General features: G+C 74.0%; 15 protein-coding genes. 1 reads left to right on the top strand and 14 read right to left on the bottom strand.

The annotated features are described in order from the left end of the window. Positions 1–479: 479 nt before the first annotated feature. Positions 480–1700: an IS110 family transposase gene (locus tag Q5761_RS02235; protein ID WP_318750444.1), complete on the bottom strand. Its 1221-nt coding sequence runs from the start codon at positions 1698–1700 to the stop codon at positions 480–482. A 239-nt stretch (positions 1701–1939) separates the two neighbouring features. Here Q5761_RS02235 and Q5761_RS02230 point away from each other — a divergent pair, with 239 nt between their 5' ends. Then, positions 1940–2491, top strand: coding sequence for a PaaI family thioesterase (locus Q5761_RS02230; protein WP_318751024.1), 552 nt, complete (start codon positions 1940–1942; stop codon positions 2489–2491). A gap of 115 nt (positions 2492–2606) precedes the next feature. On the opposite strand, the gene Q5761_RS02225 is transcribed toward Q5761_RS02230, so the two are convergent. The 13 genes from Q5761_RS02225 to menC all read right to left on the bottom strand — a co-directional run bounded on the left by Q5761_RS02225 (position 2607) and on the right by menC (position 21039). Then, positions 2607–3701, bottom strand: a complete 1095-nt coding sequence (locus Q5761_RS02225) for a GNAT family N-acetyltransferase (protein ID WP_318751023.1) — start codon at positions 3699–3701, stop codon at positions 2607–2609. A gap of 307 nt (positions 3702–4008) precedes the next feature. Further along, on the bottom strand, positions 4009–4560 hold the full coding sequence (locus tag Q5761_RS02220; RefSeq protein ID WP_318751022.1) for an acyl-CoA thioesterase: 552 nt from the start codon (positions 4558–4560) through the stop codon (positions 4009–4011). Between the two features lie 880 nt (positions 4561–5440). Then, positions 5441–7213 (bottom strand): long-chain-fatty-acid--CoA ligase, encoded by a 1773-nt coding sequence (locus tag Q5761_RS02215; protein ID WP_413084587.1) that lies wholly within the window; start codon positions 7211–7213, stop codon positions 5441–5443. Between the two features lie 262 nt (positions 7214–7475). After that, entirely contained in the window at positions 7476–9611 is a 2136-nt protein-coding gene (locus Q5761_RS02210; RefSeq protein WP_318751020.1) for a (Fe-S)-binding protein, read from the bottom strand. 685 nt (positions 9612–10296) lie between these two features. After that, the gene (locus Q5761_RS02205) at positions 10297–11253 is read right to left on the bottom strand and encodes an electron transfer flavoprotein subunit alpha/FixB family protein (protein WP_135224956.1); all 957 of its coding nucleotides are present in this window, start codon (positions 11251–11253) and stop codon (positions 10297–10299) included. 28 nt (positions 11254–11281) lie between these two features. Next, positions 11282–12088 carry an electron transfer flavoprotein subunit beta/FixA family protein gene (locus tag Q5761_RS02200; RefSeq protein WP_318751019.1) on the bottom strand — a complete coding sequence of 269 codons (807 nt, stop codon included), beginning with the start codon at positions 12086–12088 and terminating at the stop codon, positions 11282–11284. An 82-nt stretch (positions 12089–12170) separates the two neighbouring features. Beyond that, positions 12171–12887 carry a TetR/AcrR family transcriptional regulator gene (locus Q5761_RS02195; RefSeq protein WP_243123784.1) on the bottom strand — a complete coding sequence of 239 codons (717 nt, stop codon included), beginning with the start codon at positions 12885–12887 and terminating at the stop codon, positions 12171–12173. Positions 12888–13263: 376 nt separating this feature from the next. Further along, complete coding sequence (locus Q5761_RS02190; protein WP_318751018.1) at positions 13264–14451, bottom strand: DUF4340 domain-containing protein; 1188 nt, start codon at positions 14449–14451, stop codon at positions 13264–13266. Further along, positions 14448–15953, bottom strand: a complete 1506-nt coding sequence (locus tag Q5761_RS02185) for a GldG family protein (RefSeq protein ID WP_318751017.1) — start codon at positions 15951–15953, stop codon at positions 14448–14450. Before Q5761_RS02185 ends, Q5761_RS02190 begins: the two co-directional genes overlap by 4 nt. Positions 15954–16218: 265 nt before the next feature. Beyond that, positions 16219–16938, bottom strand: coding sequence for an ABC transporter permease (locus Q5761_RS02180; RefSeq protein WP_318751016.1), 720 nt, complete (start codon positions 16936–16938; stop codon positions 16219–16221). Positions 16939–16943: 5 nt separating this feature from the next. Beyond that, the gene (locus Q5761_RS02175; RefSeq protein ID WP_318751015.1) at positions 16944–18038 is read right to left on the bottom strand and encodes an ABC transporter ATP-binding protein; all 1095 of its coding nucleotides are present in this window, start codon (positions 18036–18038) and stop codon (positions 16944–16946) included. A gap of 336 nt (positions 18039–18374) precedes the next feature. Beyond that, complete coding sequence (locus Q5761_RS02170) at positions 18375–19535, bottom strand: polysaccharide deacetylase family protein (protein ID WP_318751014.1); 1161 nt, start codon at positions 19533–19535, stop codon at positions 18375–18377. A 382-nt stretch (positions 19536–19917) separates the two neighbouring features. After that, the gene (gene menC / locus Q5761_RS02165; RefSeq protein ID WP_318751013.1) at positions 19918–21039 is read right to left on the bottom strand and encodes an o-succinylbenzoate synthase; all 1122 of its coding nucleotides are present in this window, start codon (positions 21037–21039) and stop codon (positions 19918–19920) included. Positions 21040–21059: the final 20 nt, after the last annotated feature.

The following is a 21059-nucleotide window of genomic DNA, read 5'->3' as shown; positions in this document are numbered from 1 at the left end:
GGGCCACCGGGACAGGATCGGGCGGTCGCGAGGCCGAACCCCGCAACAGCACGCGGGCGGCATGGGAGGGCCCGCCGGGCGGCGAGCGGTCCGCCACGGACCGCGGGGCGGTGCGGTGCACGGCGCGGGCTGTGCGAGGAGCGAGGGGCGGCGTTCCCGAACAGCGACGGTGGTGAGGGGCGCCGGTGCCGCCGCCCAGAACCCGGCGGGCGACGGTCCCGACCCTCGAACCGCAGCGGGCAGCGGATTGGGGAAGCGCTCGCCGGCGCCGCGGCTGGCGGCAGGTCGGCGGCGGGTCGCGCGTCGCGTGTCGGCATGTCGGCGTCGCATTCGCTGAACCGGGTGTCGGCAGGTCGGCATCGGGTCGCGGGTCGGTACACGCCGGAGCGCCCGCATGGGCAGACGCCCTAGGGTCAAGTCGCCGTAGTCAGGGATGTGATCTTTGACAAAGCGGCTGCTGAGGAACGTGCCCGTGGGCGCTACGCGGCCTTGGGCTGTTGCCGCTGACGACGCGCCGCCTCGAACCGGGTGGGGTCGTAGGGCTGACGATTTCGCCACATCGCAAACAGGACCCGAAGGGCGTGGTGGGCCACGATGCGCAAGGCTTCATGATGGTGACGCCCTCGGTTGCGGTGGGTCTGATAAATCTCCCGGGCCCAGGCATGGTGCAGGACGAGCTGCTGCGCCAGTAGCTGCAGCGTATTCCGGGCTTGTTTGTTGCAAGCGTGGCGGAAACGGACTCGGACGGTCTTGCCACTGCGAACGGTCACGGGGGCTGTCCCCGACCGACATTGGATCGGGCGGACGCTGGGGACCGCCTGGCGGTCCTCCCCGAAGACGGTGATCATGCCGGCAGCCAGCACCGTGCCGATGCCTTTCATGGAGCGAAACAAATCGCCGTCCGGGTGCGCCTGCACCAGGGTCTCCAGCTGCTCATGACAGGCCTCGAGCTCGCGGCAGACGGCTTCGAGCTGATCCACCAGAAAGAGCATGCGGCGTGCCCACAGGGCCACGGTGGCCGGATCGGCCGGGAGCTGGGGCTTGCGCGCGAGCTCGAGCAGTTCGGCCGTCTTGGCGGCGACGCCAGGGTAGCGGTGCTGGCGCAACAGCTTCTCGATCCGGGACCGGCGGGCGCGGGCGAAGTGCGCCGGGGTCGGGAAGGCGCGCAAGAAGGTCCAGGCCACGGGCCGGCCCAAGTCTGCAAACAGCTCGAGGGCCCGCGGGTAGTAAGCACGCAGGCAGGCGGTGAGCTGATTCAGAAGCCGCGTGCGTTCTTCCACCAGGGTCTGGTGGTGGCTGTAGGCCACCCGGAGCTGGCGCAGGATGTCGCTCTCCAGCCGCAGGGGTTGAAGGCGATGGCGATCGGTGCGGAGGATCTCGGCCAGGACCAGGGCATCCCGGCGGTCGTCCTTGCTGCCGGCCGGGGAGAGGCGGTCCCGGTAGCGATCCACCGCCTTGGGATTGACGGGATAGACCCGAAAGCCTGCGGCGAGGAGCGCGGCCACGAAAAGCCCCTGTCCCGAGCCTTCGATGGCGACGTGCACCTGCGCGGGGTTCGGTTCCAGGCGCCGGATGGCCGTAAGCAACTCTTCAAGCCCGTCGGCATCGTTGGGGACCCGGAGGTAGGATGGGGCCTGCCCCTCGGGAGCCAGGCAGACATCGTGGTGTTGGCTGGCTTGGTCGATTCCGACGCGCAGCATGATGCCACCTCCTGCGGGGGACGACCTCCGCCACCCACGGTGCCCTCGTGGAATCGGTGCTCGCGGCACGACGCCCTAGCGACCGTTGAGCAGCGGATTCGCCAGGTGCCGGAGGGGTCGGTCTGCCTAAGGCCGTCGCACGGCGAGGAGGGGATGGACCTCCTCCGGCCCTGACGAAACTTGGCGAAAACTGGGGTCCAAACCTGCTTGGACTATAACCCACGAGGGGGGTCGAGAAGGTGACCGCGGATCGAGGCGCCCAGCACCCGCCGGCGGCTGGGGAGGGCCGGCCGCCGGCGGGAGCGATCGCCGTCCAGGACCGGTACGCCGACGATTTCGCCTGGTGTTACGGCTGCGGCCGTCACAACCCGGCCGGCCTCGGCCTCAAGACCCACTGGGACGGCGAGGGGACGGTGACCCGCTTCCGCCCCCGTCCCGAGCACATGGCGGTACCGGGATACGTCTACGGCGGCCTGATCGCCTCGTTGATCGACTGCCACAGCATGGCGACGGCATCCCTAGCCCTGTACCACCGGGACGGCCATCGCCTGGGGGACCCGGAACCCGTGCCACGCTGCGTCACCGCTTCGCTCCAGGTGGACTACCTGCGACCGACGCCCCTGGGGCCGGAGCTGGTGGTGCGGGGGCGGGTGGTGGAGCTCGGTGCGCGCAAGGCGGTGGTGGAGAGCGAGCTCTACGCGAACGGCGTCCTCTGCGCCCGCGGCCGCGTCGTGGCCGTGCCGGCGCCGCCGACCATGACGGGGGCCTCGCCGGGCCAAGGGGAAGGGTGAGCCGGCACCGGGGGGAGAGGCGGGCGGCGAGGGACCACGCGGGCCTTCGGCGTGCCATCACCTGGAGACCGACCCCGGCACCGGGGGACAGGTGGGCGGCGAGGGACGACGGGCCTCACGGGCTCGCCCGCCGGGTCAGGACGTACAAGGCGGTCGGCCCCGCGGATCCGCCCCCCAGACCCGTCGGCGGGATGCACCGGTCCATCAGGTAGCCCGCGGCCAGGCAGGCCTCCAGCACCTCCCGCAGGTGGTAGCGCCAGGCCAGGCCCCAGTGGGGTCGGCCCTGGCGCCACGCGGCGAACTGGGCCGGGATGCGAACCCCCACCGCGGGCTCGCCCTGGGGCGGCCGCCAGCCCACCGGCTCCGGGATGCCGTCGGCATCCCGGAGCCGGTTGAGCACCGGCACCTCGGCGTCGGCCCCTGGGCGTGCCTCGGCAGCCGGGCGCGCCCCCTGATCGGGAGCAGCCTCGCCGCCGCGGCCGCGTTCTTCCGCCCCTCCCGCCCCTCGTGGGGCCGGCTCGACGCCCCTCCTGCCCGCCTCGACCACGCCGGCGGCCGCGGCGCGGCGGCTCACCCGTGGACTCCGGAGGTACCACTCGACCACCGCCCGATCGGCCGGCAGCCCCCGGTTCAGCTCGTCGTCCAGCGTGCCGTAGAACTCCCGCACGTACCGGCGGACGACGCCGCCCAGGCGGGTGAGGTTCAGGTAGCCGTTGCGCGCCTGCAACGGGTCGTAGGTCCAGGTGATGAGGTGGATCCCCTGCGCCAGGGCCCACTGGCGCTGGGCCAGCTTCAGCCGCCGGCCGATCCCCCGGTCCCGGAGATCGGGTCGCACGGCCAGTAGATCCGAGTGGAAGACGGGCTCCCGCTCCTCGCCCTTCGCGGGGTCAGCTGACGCCGGCCGGGCCGGCGTGCCCTCCCCCGGCCCGGGCGGCGTCGGGACGGGCGGCGCAGGACCGAGGGGCGGGTCGGGGGCGGGTTCGTCCAGACCGGGAGGAACCGGCTGCCGCCGACGCCAGCCGGGGAAGCCGAAGCAGAAGCCGACCAGCTCGCCGTCCAGCCACGCCCCCATGACGCAGCCGCCCACCTCGAGCGCGGCTCGCATGGTGGCCGCCGGGACGATGGGCGGACCGCCCCAGACCACCCGCTCGAGAGCCTCGGCCTGCGACAGCTCGTCGTGGGACTCCAGGGGCCGGATCTCCGGCTCCACGGTTCGGTTCGCCTCCCCGCCCCACCTCCGGGGCCCACCGGCAGGCTGCACGGCGCAGGGCCGTCCGCCGGGCGACCCGCATCGCCCGCTGCCGCGGCACCACCCCGCCGCGCCAGCGCTCGGGGCTCGCGCCGGATCAGCAGTCGCGAGCCCCGCCGGACGGACGATCGGGATCCGCCCCATGCGCCGCCGGATCAGCGATGGGGGCCCCCGCCGGACCGGCGGCCGCGAGCCCCGCCGCATCCGCGGGCGGGAGCCCCCGCCGGACCGGCGGCCTCCCCCGGCCGCCGGTCCGGCACCGGGCCCGTCAGGGCCGGTCTCCGCCGCCGGCCGCCTCGCCGTCTCCCACCGGGCCGCTCGCCGGACGGCGGGCGGGAACGTCCGCCGTCCGGCCGGGCCCCTGGGCGGGCTCCGCCTGCTCTTCGACCAGCCGGCCGACCCGCGCCAGCCGCGCCTGGCGGCGCCGTCGCGCCTCGGCCTGCCTGCGTCGCTCCTCGGGCGTCTCGGCGATGACGGCGGGGACCGGCGTCGGCTGGCCCCGCTCGTCCAGCGCGACGAAGGTGAAGAAGGCCGTGGCCGTGTGGCGGCGCTGCCCCGTGCGCAGGTTCTCGCTGTAGACGTCGACCTGCACCTCCATGGAGGTGCGGCCGGCGTCGGTCACCTGGGCCACTACCTGGATCGCCTCACCCACGCGGATCGGGTGCAGGAAGTCGATGCTGTCCACCGACGCCGTGACGCAGACCCGGCGCGAGTGCCGGGCCGCCGCCAGGGCACCCGCGATGTCCATCAGGTGCATGACCTTGCCGCCCAGGATGTTCCCCAGGGGATTCGCGTCGTTGGGAAGGACCAGCTCGGTCATCTCGACCCGGGACTCCCGGGCGGGGCGGGCCGGCGGCATGACCTCGGCGGCCGGGTCGGCATGGCCCGTCGGGGCGGTTTCGGCACGGGCTCCGGCCGGCGCCGGGCCGGGGCCGCCGGCGGGAGGGGCCGCCTGCTCCGCGGCAACGCGGGGGCGCCATGGGTACGGCACGGGCCCGTCGCCCGCGGCCGCGGCGTCGGGCGCCGCCGTCGCCGCGGCCGCAGGGGCCGAGCCTCCAGAGCGCCCCGCCGTGCCGGACCCACCGACCGATTCCACCGGGCGCGAATCAGCCCCTTGGGCTGCGCCATGCTCGTCCGGCGCCATGCCGGACCGACGCCCCGGTTCCGCCGGGCGCGAACTGGCCCCTTCGGCTGGGCGATGCTCATCCGCCGCCGTGCCGGATCCCCGTGCCGGTTCCAGCGGGCGGGTGCCCGCCGCGGACTCGGGGCAGCCGCTGGAGGACGCCGCCTCCTCCGCCGTTGCCGTCCGTGATGAGCCGGCGCTGGCCGGCCTGGTGCCGCGCGGCGGCCGTGGCGGCGCCCCGGGGACCGGACCCGTGGAGGGCCCCGTCGCGGAGGAAGCGGGCTCCAGCGGGCGGGTGCCGGCCACCGACCCCGGGCGCCCGCTTGCCGGCGCCGCCTCCGCGGAGGCGGCGGCCCGGGCTTCGCCCTCGGCCGCCGCGGTCTCCCCCTGGCGAGGCGGCGGCGGGCTTCCGCTCCGGTTGGCCGGCGGCTGCGTCCCATCCCGCGCCTCGCGGCCGTCCATGGACCTCACCCCACCTGCGCGGGAGGGGCCGGCCGCGCCGGCCCCTCCCGCGGTTGCGCCTCGACGGCGCTGCGCCCGTCGCCGCCCATGATAGCACGGCCCGGCGGCGGACACCTCATGCGCCACGGCCGGCTTCGTCCGATCCCTCCTGCACGCCCGTGCCCTCGGGGACCGGCGCCGCCGGCGCCGACGCCCCCGACGCGCCCGCCGCGCCGCCTCCGGCTGCCCGCCGGCGTTCCTCCTCCGCCAGCACGCGCCGCAGCACCTTTCCGATCAGGCTCTTGGGCAGCTCGCTGCGGAACTCCACCGCCCGCGGCACCTTGTACTTCGCCAGCCGCTCCCGGCAGAAGGCGATGATCTCCTCCTCGGTCGCCGTCTCCCCCGGCTTGAGCACGACGAAGGCCTTGACCATCTCGCCGCGGTACGGGTCGGGGACCCCGACCACCGCCGCCTCCAGCACCTTGGGGTGCTGGTAGAGGACCTCCTCCACCTCGCGCGGGTAGACGTTGTAGCCGCCGGTGATGATCATCTCCTTCTTCCGGTCCACGATCCGGAAGAAGCCGTCCTCGTCCATCACGGCGATGTCGCCGGTGTAGAGCCAGCCGTCCCGCAGGGCGCGCTCGGTCTCCTCCGGCCGGTTCCAGTAGCCCTTCATCACCTGGGGCCCGCGGATGATCAGCTCCCCCTCCTCGCCGGGCCCCAGGACCCGGGTGCCCGTCTCGATGTCGACGATGCGCGCCTCGGTGTCCGGCAGGGGGATGCCGATGGTGCCGTTGCGCTTGCCCTCGCCGGTGGGGTTGACGTGGGTGACGGGCGAGGCCTCGGTCAGGCCGTAGCCCTCCACCAGCGACCCGCCCGTCAGCCGCTCGAAGCGCTCCTGCACCTCCAGGGGGAGCGGCGCCGCCCCGCTGACGCACGACTCGATGGACGAGAAGTCGTACTGGCGCAGCCTGGGATGGTTGAGGATCGCCACGTACATGGTCGGCACGCCGGGGAACATGGTGGGCTTGTAGCGGGCGACGGCCTTGAGGACGTCGTCGACGTTGAAGCGTGGCAGCAGGATCATCGTGCCGTGGATGGCGATGGCCAGGTTCATCACCGTGGTCATGCCGTAGACGTGGAAGAAGGGGATGACGCCCATGATCCGGTGCCGCGGCCCCTCGTCGACCTTGCCTTGCAGCACCCACTCGGCGGTCTGCAGGGCGTTGGCCAGCAGGTTGCGGTGGGTGAGCATCGCCGCCTTCGGCCGGCCGGTGGTGCCGCCGGTGTACTGCAGCAGCGCCACGTCGTCGGCATCGACCGGTACCGGGATCCGCGGCTCCCCCGCGTCCCGGCTGGCCCCGCCCTCCGCCGTCGACCGCGCGGCGGGTTCGCCGCCCCGGCCGGCCAGGAGGTCCTGGAACCAGAGCACGCGGTCGCCGGGGGCGATGGTCGGCCAGGTCCCGTCGCGCCGGGCCTTGAGCGGATAGAGCAGGCGCAGCAGCCCGGGCATGTACTCGTTGATGCGCGTCAGGATCACCGCCTCCAGCGGCGTCCGCGGCCGCGCATCCCGGACGGTGGGATAGGTCATGTCCAGGGCGATCAGCAGCCGGCAGCCGGAGTCGTTGAGCTGGAACTCCAGCTCCCGCGCGGTGTAGAGCGGATTGTGGTTGACGACCACGCCGCCGGCCTTGAGGATCCCATAGTAGGCGATGACGAACTGCGGGCAGTTGGGCAGCATCAGGGCCACCCGGTCCCCGCGCCGGAGGCCCAGGCGCACCAGGGCGCGGGCGAAGCGGTCGGCGGCGTGGTTGAGCTGGGCGTAGGTCAACGTGCGGTTGAAGAAGACGACGGCGGGATGCTCGGGCCGCTCCCGCGCCGCCCGTTCCAGCAGGCCGTACAAGGGCATGTCGGGGTAGTCCAGGTGCGCCCGGACGCCCTCGGGGTAGAAGCGCAGCCACGGGAACGACGCCGCCCCGGCCTCCCGTGGAGCGCCCGCCTGCCCTGCCACGGTATCCGCCACGGTACTCCCCTCCCCCGCCCCCGGCTCTCCGCGACTCCCCGCCGGGGGCCCGTCTCGCTTCCCCGGTGCCGATCCGCCCCGGGTCGCGTCCTTCACCTCGACCGGCGGTCTGCGCTCCTCCGGCGCGACCGCCGGATCGCCGGCTCGCTCAAGCCCGGCCCTCGTCCTGGGAGGCGCCGGCCGGACCCGTCCCCACCGGGTCCGCCAGCGCCTCGTCCACCAGCTCCACGAAATCGCGCACCTTGACGCCGCGTTCCTCCGCGCCGGGGACGCCCTTGATGCCCGCCTCCATCATCGCCAGGCAGAAGGGGCAGCCGGTCACCACCATGTCGGCGCCGGTGCCCACGGCCTCCTCCGCCCGGTTGCGGTTGATCTTGCCGCCCTGCTTGTCCTCGAACCACATGTGGGCGCCGCCCGCCCCGCAGCAGAAGCTGCGCTCGCGGGAGCGGGCCATCTCGACCCGCCGGGTGCCCAGGCCGTCCAGCACGCCGCGGGGGGCGTCGTAGACGTCGTTGTAGCGACCCAGATAGCACGGGTCGTGGTAGGTCACCCGCAGCGACCGGTAGAGCTCGCGGGCCAGCTCCAGCTTGCCCTCCTCCATCAGCCGGAAGACCAGCTCGCTGTGGTGGATGACCTCGTAGTGGCCGCCGAAGCGCTTGTACTCGTGCTTGAGCTGCTGCAGGCAGTGGGGGCAGTGGGTGACGATGCGCCGCACCTTGTAGCCGTTCAGGGTCTCCACGTTGGCGCGGGCCAGCATCTCGTAGTGGTACTCGTTGCCGCTGCGCCGGGCCGGGTCGCCGGTGCACTGCTCCTCCGGCCCCAGCACGGCGAACCGGATGCCCGCCTTGGCCATCACCCGGGCCAGCGCGCGGGCCACCTTCTGCGCCCGCTCGTCGAAGGCCCCGGCGCAGCCGACCCAGTACAGGTACTCGATCGCCTCGGGGTCCTCCACCTCGGCCATGGTGCGCACCGGCAGGTCCTTGTACCAGTCGGTGCGGTCGGCGGTGGCGCCGCGGTAGGGGTGCTGGCGCGTCTCCAGGCTCTCCATGGCGCTGGCCAGGGTCTCGGGCATCTCCGCCCGCTCCATGGCCAGGTAGCGGCGCATCTCCAGGATCGTCGGCACGTGCTCGATGAAGACCGGGCACGCCTCCTCGCAGGCGCGGCAGGTGGTGCAGGCCCACAGCGTCTCCTCCCGGATCACGCCGCCCGCCAGGATGGGCAGGTGCTGGACGATGCTGTCATAGGTCTCCTGGTCGCCGGCCAGTTGGGCCGCCTTGGCCCGCAAGAGCTCATCCCGATAGGCCCGCACGTGGTCCCGCAGGTCCAGGATCACCCGCTTGGGCGAGAGGGGCTTGCCCTCGGCGAAGGCGGGGCAGGCCGCCTCGCAGCGGCCGCACTCGGTGCAGGCGTCGAGGTCGAGGAGCTGCTTCCAGGTCAGGTCCAGCGCCGTGCGGGCGCCCAGGCTGGCGCTCTCGTCCTCCAGGTCCATGGGCTTGGGCTCGGCCTTGGCGTCCAGGTTGCTGAAGAAGACGTTCAGCGGCCCCGTCACCAGGTGGAAGGCCTTGCTGTAGGGCAGGGCGGCCATCCACGCATGCCAGGTCAACATGTGCAGCAGCCACGTGCCCGCGTGGACCGCCCGCAGGGCGCCCTCCGACGGCAGCACCGCCGCCAGGGCGAGGCCGGTCAGGTAGCCGAAGGGCGACCAGAGCGCCCAGGGATCGGCCGTCACCACCAGCCGGATCCCCTCGAGGACGAACCCGGTCACCATGATGACCAGAAGCCCGAAGAGCAGCAGGAAGTCGGCCCGCTTGCCCTTCTCGAGCTGCCCCGGCCGCATCACGTACCGCCGCCAGAAGAACACCGCCAGGGCCACCGTGGCCAGGGCGCCGAAGACGTCCAGGGTCAGGCTGTGGAAGTAGAGGTAGAACCGGCCCCGCAGGATGGGGATGCCCAGGTCGTGGTGGACGAACACCACCAGGGTGCCGATGAACAGCACGATGAAGGCGAAGAACAGCAAGGCGTGGGCGATGCCCGGCAGCCGCTCCTTGAGCAGGCGCCCCTGGCCCAGGGCGTGGACCAGGACCCGACGCAGGCGCTGACCGGGGCGATCCCACCGCACCTCCGGCTTGCCCGCCAGCCACGTGCGCACCCGCTGCCAGACCCCGTAGCCCATGATCGCCAGGGCCACGGCCATGCTGATGTACATGACCCACACGAAGCCGTGGGGGACGTTCCACTGCACCTCGCGGGTCGCCTCGGCGACGGCAGGCATCGCCTCCGGCATGCTCCTCCCCCCTCGCTCCATCCCGGCGCGCCGGCCCAGGACGGCCGCTGCGCCGACCCAAGCCGGCCCAAGGCGCCCGCCGGACCCACCCCGGGCGGGCGCGGGCAGATCATCCCGGCCACAGGCCCACCGCGGCGTCCGCCCCCCGGCCCACCGCGGGCGCCGTGGGGGCTGGCGCCTCGCCGACCCCGGGACCCCGCGGGCCTGGGCCGCGGCCTCCTCGGGCCGGCGTGGCGGCTGGACGCCACCGCGCCCCGCCCCCCGCTGCCGCAGCCCGCTGCCGCAGCGCCCCTCGTCGCGCCGGCCAAGCGGGGTGAAGCCGGCCGGCACCCCGCCCTCTCCTGCCGAGCGCCGGCGCGCCGCGTCGCCCGGCACGCCGCGTCGCCCGGCACGCCGCGGAGCCGGCGTCCCCCGACGGGCGACGAAGCCGGGCGTGCCCCGCTGGCCCGCCCCCACGGCATCCGGCGCGTCCCCGGCGCCGTGCGTGCCATGGCGGCCGGCGTCGCCCGGTACGGCCCGTACACCCCAGCGGGCGGCAGGCCACGACGGGCGGCACACCAAAGCGTCCAACATGGCTCGGCGGCCCGCACACCATGGCGTCCGGCGTGGCCCGGCGGGCGCCGCGCCTTGGCGGGTGGCGGCGGGACGAACCGGCCGGGCCACGGCCGGTTCGTCCCGCCCGCCCTCAGCTGGCCTTGAGCTTGCGGACCTCTTCGATCAGGTGCGGCAGCACCTTCTGGTACTCCATGGGCACGCCCAGGCGCGCCACCTCGAAGATCGGCGCCTCGGGGTCCTTGTTGATGGCCACCACGGTCTTGGCCCCCGCGATGCCCGCCAGGTGCTGGCTGGCGCCCGAGATGCCGATGGCGATGTACAGATCCGGGGCGATGATCTTGCCGGTCTGCCCCACCTGCCGCTCGGGCGGCGCCCAGCCCTCGTCCACCGCCGCCAGCGACGCGCCCACGGCGCCGCCCAGGAGCCGGGCCAGTTCCTCCAGGTCCTTGAAGGCCTCCGGGCCGCCCAGCCCCCGGCCGCCCGAGACGACGATGCGCGCCTCCTCCAGGCGCACCCCGCCCTCGGCCGCGGGCCTGACCTCCACCCGGCGCAGGGGCCGGTCGGTGCCGGTGACGGTCAGCGCCTCGACCTCCACCGAGGACGAACCGGCCCTCTCCGCCGCGGGGAAGGAGCCCGGCCGCACGGTGGCCACCTGCGGCGAGCGCCTCAGGACCACGTCGGCGATGGCCTTGCCGCCGAAGACGGGCCGCGACCAGACGATGCGGTCGCCGTCGCGCCGCGCCTCGATCACGTCGGTCACCGCCGCGCCGCCCAGCCGTGCCGCCAGGCGGGGCGCCACCTCGCGGCCGCGCGGGTCGGCGGGCATCAGCACCACCTGGGGCTTCAGGCTCTCGCAGGCCGCCGCCAGCGTGGCCACGTACGCCTCTCCGCCGTACGCCTCGAGATCGCCCCCGGCGGCGTACGCCCGGGCGCCGTAGGCCCCGGCCTCGGCCGCCGCCTCCCGGGCATCGGGCCCCAACACCACCACGGCCACGGCGCCGTCCCCGGCCAGCTGCCGGGCGCCGCCCAAGAGCTCCGCGGTGGCCTGACTCAGCGCCTTGCCACCCCACTGGACCACCAGGATCATCGACCGCCCTCCTCCCGGAGCCCACCCGTCACAGCACCTTGAGCTCCCGCAGCCGCCGGACCAGCGTGGCGGCCACCGCCGCCGGATCGTCGCCCTCGATCATCTCGCACTCGGTCTTGCGCTCGGGGATCCGCAGGGCGAGGACCTCGCTGGCCGCCTCGTCGGCCAGGGCCGCCGCATCCAGCCCCAGGTCCGCCACCGTCCACTGGTCGATGGGCTTGCGGTTGGCCATCATCACGTCGCGCACCTTGGGCAGGCGCAGCACGTTGCTGTCGTCGTTGGTCACGGTGACCACCAGGGGCGGCCGGGCCTCCAGCACCTCCCGGCCCGCCGGCGCCTCCCGCACCAGCCGCAGGCCGTCGCCCGCCGGCTCCATCTGCTGGACCAGGGCGGCACACGGCCAGCCGAGTTCCTCCGCCAGCAGGTAGCCCACCTGGCCCTGGTCCCAATCGCCCGCCTGGCGACCCGCCAGCACCAGGTCGACATGGCCGACCTTGCGCACCGCCGCCGCCAGGACCCGCGCCGTGGTGGCCGCATCCGGCAGGTCCAGGCCGTCCAGCTCCACCCGCACGGCCCGGTCCGCCTTGAGGGCCAGCGCCTTGCGCAGCCCGTCGGTGGCCTCGGCGCCGCCGGCGCTGATCGCCGTCACCGTGGCCGCCGCGCCCTTGTCCTTGAGCTGCAGCGCCAGCTCCAGCGCGTTCTGGTCGAAGGGGTTGATGACCACCGGCGCGTCGCCCCGCTCCGGCCGGCGGCCGTCCGCCGCCACCCGGAACTTGCGCGCCGGCAGCTCCGGGTCGAGGATGGGCTTGAGCAGCACCACCACGTTCCAACCCATCCGGCTTTCCCACCTTTCCCGTAGGGGTGTGTCTCCCGTAGGGGCGTTTCGGCACTTCGACGGGCGGCGGCGCCCGTCGGGTTCAAGCGCCCAGCGGCCCCGCCGGCCCTGGGGCGTCCAAGGCCGGGATGCTCCGGACCGCCTCGCCGCCCGCTGCGGTGGGCCGGTTGGCGCCGGACCGGGCAGCGGCCGGCCGTGGGGACGGCTCCCCCGCCGGGCGGTCGTCGCCCCGCGGCGCCAGCAGCCCGTGCAGGATCACCTGGACGAACTGCTCGCCGATCTGTGCCGGGGAGAGCCGACCGTCGGCGCTGTACCACCGGTACATCCAGTTGCAGGCGCCGAGGATGGCCAGGCAGGCGGCGCCGGGATCCACCGGGCGGAACTCGCCCGTCGCCACCCCTCGGGCGATCAACGCCGTCAGCCGCCGCGTGTAGCGGCCGGTCTCGCCCCGCACCTTCTCGGCGTGCTCCGGCGGCAGGGCGTGGGACTCCCGGAAGAGCACCGTCAGCGTCTCCTGGTGCTCGGCCACGACCCGCACGTGGGCGCGGATGGCCGCCGCCAGCTGATCGGCTGCGCTCCCCCCCGCCGCCTCGATCCGATCCAGCTCCGCGTGGAAGAGCCGCATGGTCTCGCCCGCGATCTTGAGCAGGAGCGCCTCCTTGCTGCGGATGTAGTGGTAGAGCGAGGCCTTCTGCAGCCCCACCGCGTCGGCGATGTCCTGCATCGTGGTGGCGTAGTAGCCCTTCTCGCGGAACAACTTGCGTGCCGCGTCGAGGATCTCCTGCTCGCGGCTGGCCATGCCGTCGCCTCCCTGCAGGGCGGTCGGTCGCCGCGTCCCTACCGACCGTTCGGTCGAGCGGTGTGCATAAAAAATTCATTAAATTCATTCCAAATGCACCAAATGCACACCATCCGCCCACCCCACGCCGCTCGCCTCTCGCGATCTCGCCGCGAAGCGCACCCATCCCGCTCCCGCCACGCGACCGGCCTCGCTGGCCTCTGCCCCGGCCGCTTCGGGCCGCGACCCCGCTCCGGGACCGCGGCCCCCGCGTCGCAGCCATGGGATGGATTCGCCGCCGCGCCGCCGTTTCCTGCCGGAGCGCGGCCGCGGCCCCTGTCGCGGGCGCGGTGCCCGCCCCTCCCCCTGCGTCATCCCCGGGTTGGCGTTCCTGGGCCTAGTCGCCCTGCGGGGCGCCCTGCCCTTCGCCTCCCTCGTCCTGCGCCGCGTCGCCCGCTTGCCCTTGCCCGCCGCCGGTGGCCGGCTCCCGCAGCCTCGGCAGGACCTGGTCTTCGAAGTAGGCGAGGTCGTCGGGGTCGAGGCGATAGATCCACGGTCCCTCGTTGGTCATCACGTACCGGCCGCCCTCGTCGGCCGTGCCGCCGACCCGGATCTCCAGGTGCGGCCCGGCCTTCTGACCCGGCGCCGCCTGGAACTCCAGGCGGATGCGCCCGTAGGGTGCGTCCAGGCCGTGGCGGGCCCGCACGGCCGGTTCGTCCCCCTGGTCGCTGACGAAGTCCGCCGCCCGCCACTGGTGCAGGGCAAACCAGAGCTCGGACAGCTGGCTGTCGTCCTGGGTGCCGACCCGGCGGCCGTCCCGCTCCATGGACCAGCTGGTGCCGCCCTCCTGGCGGACGAACACCAGCCGCGCACCGTCCCACTCCAGCTCCACCCGCTGCACGCGATCGTCCTCGAACGGGACGAACATCGTCTCCCGCAGCGCGTCGGGCGCCATCTTGAGGGTGTCGGCGAGCCCGGGGGAGAGCAGGTAGACCGCATCCTGGCCCGCCCGCCGCCCGTAGGTCCCGCCCCCCGTGACCGGGCTCTCGGCCCCCAGCTCCAGCACCCGCGCCTCGTCCTGCCCGGTGAATCGCACCGTCACGCGGACCGTCGGCCGATGCAGGCCGTACTGCTCCAGCGCCTGGCCGGTGACGCCCTCGGCCACCCGGCGCTGGGCCGTCAGCCGTCGCAGCCCGTCGACCAGGGTGGTGGCGTACTCCTCGGCCAAGGGGTAGGGGCCGGGCTCGTGCATCCACCAGCGCCGCGAGGACAAGAGCCCGCCGATGGTGTCGGCCGCCATCGGCCCCTGACCGCCGAAGGGGGCGTCGGGCGACGCCACCAGCTCGGGGGGCGGGCCGGGCCGCAGGACGATGCGCCCATGCTCCCCCTCGATGACGATCTCGCGCACCGTGGCGTCGCCGGCATCCCAGACCACGGTGTCCGTCGCCTCGTCCTCGCTTTGGGGCTGGTCGCCCCGCGTGGCCCAGGCGTAGACGGCCAATCCGGCCGCCACCAGCAGGAGGAACAGGCCGAGGAAGGCCTGGGAGGCCGGGTTCCGCCGGCGGCGACGGCCCGGGGCGCTCATGCGTGCCGCCTCCTCCACCAGATGGCGAGGCCGGTGAGGGCGACCAGGGCGGGGAACCCCAGCACGAGCCCGTAGAAGATCCCCACCACCGCCCGCGGGGTGAGCACGATGGGCGTGGCGGCCAGCTCCTTGGGCCGGATGGTCAGGCGCTCCTCCGAACCCAACAGCCAGTTGACGGCGTTGACGATGAAGTCACGGTTCCCCGGGACCCGGTCCAGGTAGTCGTTGGCCACGAAGGCCGCGCTGCCCACCACCACGGCCACCGGCTGCGACCCGCCCTCCCCGTCGCCTTCGGCCGCCTCGCCCTCCGCAGCGGACGCGGCCTCGCCGCCCTCGTCCCGCCCTTGCTCGTCCGCCTGGCCTGCGGACCGATCCGCGTGGGCGAGGTCGCCCTCCACCGCCAGCGCCAGCGTCAGCGGGCCCGCGCGGTCGTCACCGTCGCGGCGCACCGTCTCGGACCGCAGATCCGTCTCGCCCCAGGCCTCGTCGCTGGTGTGCAGGAGCTCGGTGGTCGTGAGCTCCGTGCCCTCGCGCGCCTGCAGGCTGCGGGACCCTGGCAGCACCAGCACCAGCTCGCCCTGTCGCAGCGGGTCGACGATGGCGTGGCTCCCCAGGAGCGGCATGGGCGAGAGGGGATCCTGGCCGAGGAAGGCGCGCTGGGGATCGACCACCACGTCCTGGGCGGCCTCCACCCCGACCGATGCCAGCAGCGCCTCCAGCTGCTCCAGGCGCCGGCCGTCGGGGACCGGCCCGTAGAGGACCAGCAGCCGGCCGCCTCGCCGCACGTAGTCCTCCAGTCGCTGGCGCTCCTCCTCCAGCAGGTCCCGGCTGGGACCGGCGATGACCACCACCGCCGCATCCTCCGGCACCTGGCCCCGCTGGGCCAGGTTGAGCGTCTCCACCGTCAGGGCCTCGCCCTCCAGCAGCTGGCCCAGGGTGGTCAGCTCGGTGTCCGGGTTGCCCTCGCCGTGGCCCGTCAGGAAGTAGACCTTCTTGCCGCCCCGCCCCGTCAGCTCGAGGAGGGCGCGGGTGATCGCCTGTTCGGCCCGGATCTCGAGGCCGCCGCCCGCCCCGTAGCCGAACAGGCTCAGCGGGTCGATCTTCCGGTGGTCGTCGCCGACCTCCACGACCACCGTGTTGTAGGCCTCCACCTCGTACCGCCTCGCCGTGGACGGCTCCCGCTCGGGGTCCACCACCTCGAGCCGGATCCGGGGCGAGGCGCGGTCGTACTGCTCGAGGATCTTGCGCAGGGTGTCGCCCTCCCCCGATCCGGACTGCAGGAAGCCGTAGAGCGTGACATCCTGCTCGAGGTCGGCCAGGACCTCGTGGGTGGAGGGCGAGAGGGAGTAGATCTTCTGGGCGGTGGCATCGTACCGCCACGAGTAGCGGGCGGCGAACACGTTGGCCAGCACCAGCAGGGCCAGCACAGCCACCGTCAGCACCACCGCGTTCGTCCCCCGCCACAGCACGCGACGGCGATGGACATCGGCCCGCTCGGCCATGGACGGCCCTCCTCACCGACTCCGCTCGCTGTTCGCCAAGCCCGCACCCCACCGCGCGGTGCGCCCCGCACCCGGCGCCACGTCCGGCGGACGGCTCGCTCCACGCCTCGAACCGTCCGGGCCGCCTCCCCTTGGGCGTCGGGGGCGGTGGGCCGGGGGCGATGGATCGCCCCCGCGGTCCGCTGCCCGGTCGGCACCCCGCCGCGGCGCCCGCCGCCACCGCCGGCCCGCACCAACCCCGGCGGGCGACGGACGGCCGGCCGCGTCACGCGGCCCAGGTGCGCCGCTCCACGTTGCGGACCGCGAGGAACAGGAAGCCGAAGATCAACGAGAGGAAGTAGACGAGGCGCCGGGTGTCCAGCACCCCGTCGATGAAGTCGCTCAGGTTCTCCCAGACCGACGCCGCTCGCAGCACGTCCCCCAGGGTCCCGCCGACGGCCCCCGCCGCCCAGTCCAGCATGTACAGGGCCAGCAGGATCCCGAAGCCCGCCACGGCGGCGATGACCTGGCTGTCGCTGAGGGTCGACGCCAAGAGCCCGGCGGCGGCGAAGGTGGCGGCCACCAGCCACACCCCGAGGTAGCCGACCACCAGCATGGGCCACTCCACGGCGCCGTAGGCCGCCGTGACGGCGGGGTAGATCCCCGTGACCCCGAGGAGCACCGTCAGCAGCGTCAAGACCGCGAAGAACTTCGCCAGCACCACCTGATTCAGGGTCACCGGCGCGGTCAGCAACAGCTCGGCGGTGCCGCGCTGCTGCTCCTCGGCCCAGAGCCGCATGGTCAGCGCGGGCACGACGAACAGCAGCAGCACCACCATGTGGTCCAGCAGGAAGCGCAGATCCGGCGCCTGAAAGCTGGCGACCACCGCCAGGTAGTACCATCCCGTCAAGGCGAGGAAGACGGCCGCCACCACCCACCACAGAGGCGACAGCCAGAAGGACAGCACGTCCTTGCGCCATAGGGCGAAGAGGCCCTGCCAACCCATGGCGCTCACCTCCGGCCGGCGCCCGCCGGTCGCTGCCGGCCGGCGGCGCCCTCGCCCGCCCCGTCCCGGGTCCGGCCCGCGGACCCGGAGGGGGCCTGTTCCTCCGTCACCAGTTGCATGAAGATCTCCTCGAGGCTCATCTCCAGCGGGCGCATCTCCAGGATGGGCCAGCGCTCCGCAGCCATGGCGAAGAAGACGGCCTCGCGCAGGTCCTTGCCGCGGGAGGCGACCTCGAGGCGCACCACCGGGGTCGGCGCGGAAGACGCCGCGTCGGCCGTGGACCGGTCCGCCGGCGCCCCCTCCTCCGCCCCGGCCGGCGCCGGTTCGTCCCCTTCCAGGATGCGGACCGACTCGACGCCATCCAGCTCGCGGAGGCGGCGCGCCACCTCGCGGGCCGGCCCCTTGACCGCGAGGCGCAGGGTGCTGACCCCCTGCAGCGCCCGCGTCAGTCCCTCGGGCGTGTCCTGGGCCACCAGCCGCCCGCGGTTCATGATCAACACGCGCTGGCAGGTCTGCCGCACCTCGGGGAGGATGTGGGAGCTCAGGATCACCGTGTGCTCGCCGGCCAGGGAGCGGATCAGCTGGCGGACCTCGACGATCTGCGCCGGATCGAGGCCCACCGTGGGCTCGTCCAGGATGAGCACGTCGGGCTTGCCCAGCAGCGCCTGGGCCAACCCCACCCGCTGCCGGTAGCCCCGGGACAGGTTGCCGATCAGGCGCTTCCACACGTGGGTCACGCCGGTGCGCTCCGCCGCCTCCTGGGCCTCGGCCCGGCGGCGGGGGCGGGGCACGCCCTTGAGGGCCGCCACGAAGAGCAGGTACGCCTCCACGGTCATGTCCGGGTAGACCGGCGGATGCTCGGGGAGGTACCCGACGCGCCGCTTGACCTCCAGCGGTTCCTCCCACGTGTCGAAGCCGGCCACGCGGATGGTGCCGGCGCTGGGGGGCATGTAGCCGGTGATCAGGCGCATGGTGGTCGTCTTGCCGGCCCCGTTGGGACCGAGCAGGCCCACGATCTCGCCCCGCTGCACCGTGAAGGTGAGATCCGTGACCGCGCGGTGCTCGCCGAACCGCTTGCTGACGTGGGAGACCTCGATCATCGCCGTCCTCCTCCCGGTCCGGGCGCACCGGGCGAGCCCCCTCCCCGGCTGCCCCGCCGGGCTGGGTCCCGTCGGGCTTCGCGGCCATTCTGGTCCCTGCGCCAACTCGTGGACGGCAGAGGCGAAGCCCCCGCGGCGCCAAGCCGACGGCCTCCGTGGAGAGGCGGTGTGGACGCCCGGCCGCACGGCGGTCGCCGCGGCGGTGGCAGCCGATGGCCCCCTGCCCAGGCGGTCTGGGACCCCCACCGGGGACGAGCCGCGCCTTGCCGCGCAACAGTATAGCATTGGCGATCCGGGGCCCGCCGGCCGCGCGCGACGGGAAATGTAACGGATCTGTTAACGGGCCGGGGACCGAGGGCCGCCCTCGGGCGGCGGGCGCCATCCACCACGGACGAACGCGGCGAAGGGCGGACGCACGCGGTCGCCGGCCAGGACGGGACCGGCCGGCTCCGCGGGGCGCTGGCGGGGGTCGTCCACGGGCAGGGGGGCCAGCAGCTGGCCCAGCGGGACCACCACCAGGCCGCGCCGGTGCAGGCCCTCGATCATGGCGGGGAGGGCCTCGACCGTGCCCGGCGTGGGGTGCATCAAGATCAGGTCCCCGGGCTGCGCCGCGGCGACGATGCGCCGTGCCATGAGCGCCGGGGGCGGCTTCATCCAGTCGACGGTGTCGAGGCTCCAGTAGACCAGTCGGACGCCGGCCTCCTGCGCCGCCCGCTCCACCGCGGCGGTGCGCACCCCGCGGTGGGTGCTGTAGAACCGCACCGCCGACGGGTCCAGGCCGGCCGCCCGGGCCACCGCTTCGACCCCGCGGCGGAGGTCGGCCAGCACCCCGTCGACCGGCTGGTCCTCGAGTTCCAGGGCGTCCGAGTAGCCGTGGCTGCCGACCTCATGGCCGCGGCGGACCATCTCCGCCACCAGGCCGGGGTGGGCCTCCGCCCACCGCCCCACGGGGAAGAAGGTGACCCGCACCCCATGCGCCTCCAGCGCCGCGAGCATGGCGGGCACGTGCTCCTCCCCCCAGGCCACGTTGACCAGGAAGGCCACGGCCTGTTTGCGCCGATTGGCATGATAGACGGGCTGACCGGGGAAGTCGTCCAGGTCCTTCTGCGGTGGGACGGCGCGGAACCGGAGGTCGACCCGGCTGCCCGGCGGCGCCCGCAGGATGGCTTGCAGGCTGGCGTCGACGTCCAGGGTCAGGCCGGCAACGCCGGGGATCACCGCCCGCTGGGCGGGGTCGGGGCGCGCATCCTCAGGCGGCATGTGCACCGCGCGGGCCAGCTCCTCGAGCCATTCGGACACCCGCTCCCGCGACCACCCGCCCACCGGCACGGGTCCGACCCACACGTCGGGGGCGACCCGGCCGGGGAGCCCGCCCGGTCGCCCCATCCCGGGCAGGAGGCGCAGCGGCGACCAGCCCGCCCGGCCCAACGCGGTCGCGGCTGCGATCAGGAGGAGCCACGCCGCGGCTCGCCGCCACCGGATGCCTGGGCCTGCCATGGATCCCGCCTCCTGGGCGGGCGAGCCGGACGCCAGGAGGAGGGCGGCGCGTCCTCGCCGCACCGTCCCTCCGACGCAGCCGACGTCTGGGGGTCCGCGCCCGTGGAGCGCCATCGCCTCCCGGCGCCGGCCCCCGAACGGCACCGACGGCCGCGACTCCGGCTGGTGCCGCCCCCCAGACCACCCGCCCACCTGCAGGCTATGGGCCGCCCACGCCCTCCATGCTCCCGGACGGGACCGCCGCACCGTCGGGGCGCCGCCAGCACCGACGACCCGCTCGTTCTTGGCCCGCGCGCCGACCCGTGGTCAGGCGGTCACCTCCCCGCGCTGCGACCGTGCTTTGGCGATCTTGTGGGGACCGCGCACGTCTGCGAACGGGACGTCACGCGGCGCCATTGGCTCGGTACGTCGCGCGGCGGCGGGTGACCCGCTGGATCCGGTCCTCCCGCACCTGGTGACCGATGCCGGGCTGCTGGGGTACGGCGATGGTCCCATCGGGATCCACCGTCACCGGCGGGTCGATCACATCTTCGAGCCAGTACCGGTCGCTCCCGGACGTATCCCCGGGCAGGGTGAAACCCGGCAGCGTCGCCAGCGCCACGTTGTGCAACCGGCCGATACCGGTTTCCAGCATACCGCCACACCACAGGGGGATGCCCAGCTGGCGGGCGAGGCGATCGATGGCTTGGACCTCGGTCAGCCCGCCAACCCGGCCGACCTTGACGTTGAGGATGCGACAGGCACCGATCCGCGCCGCCTTGCGCAGGTCGTCGGCGTGGTGAACGCTTTCATCAAGGCAGATGGGCGTCCGAAGCTGCCGTTGCAGTTCGGCGTGGTCCACCAAGTCATCGTGGGCGAGGGGTTGCTCGATCATCATCAGGTCGAAGCGATCCAATTGGGCAAGATGGGACGCATCCGCCAAGGTATACGCCGAATTGGCGTCGACCATCAGCGGGATGTCACCCAAGGCCCGGCGGACCTCCCGGACGACGTCGACGTCCCATCCCGGCTCGATCTTGATCTTGAAGCGGCGATAGCCCTGGGCCTGGAAGGATTCGATGGCCCGCAACAGCGCGGGCACATCCTCCTGGATACCGATGCTGACGCCGACTTCGACGCGGTCCTTCGTGCCGCCCAACGCCCGCCACAGCGGCAAGCCGCGGGCACGGCTCCAGGCATCCCAAAAGGCCCCTTCGAGCCCGGCCTTGGCCATGGGGTGGCGGCGCACATGGGCATAGGACGCCCGGAATTCGCGGGGGCTGTCGAAGGAGCGACCGAGGACCGCCGGCACGAGGAAGTCCCGCAAGATGTGCCAGGCCGTCTCCACCGTCTCCTCGCTGTAGAGCGGAGCCGCATCCGCCACCACCTCCCCCCACCCCTCCACGCCGTCGGCCTCCAACCGGATGAGAAGGCAGTGACGTTCGTGGGTGACGCCAAAACTGGTGCGGAAGGGAGCCCGCAGCGTCATCGCCACGTGGAAGACGTCGATCCGCTGGACACGCATCCGGTCACCCTCCTCAGCAG

The sequence above is a fragment of the Thermaerobacter composti genome (assembly GCF_033582035.1).
GTDB classification, from domain to species: Bacteria; Bacillota; Sulfobacillia; order Thermaerobacterales; family Thermaerobacteraceae; genus Thermaerobacter; species Thermaerobacter composti.
The sequence above is the reverse complement of the archived record's forward strand: the minus strand, read 5'-3'. Positions and strand labels throughout refer to the sequence as shown.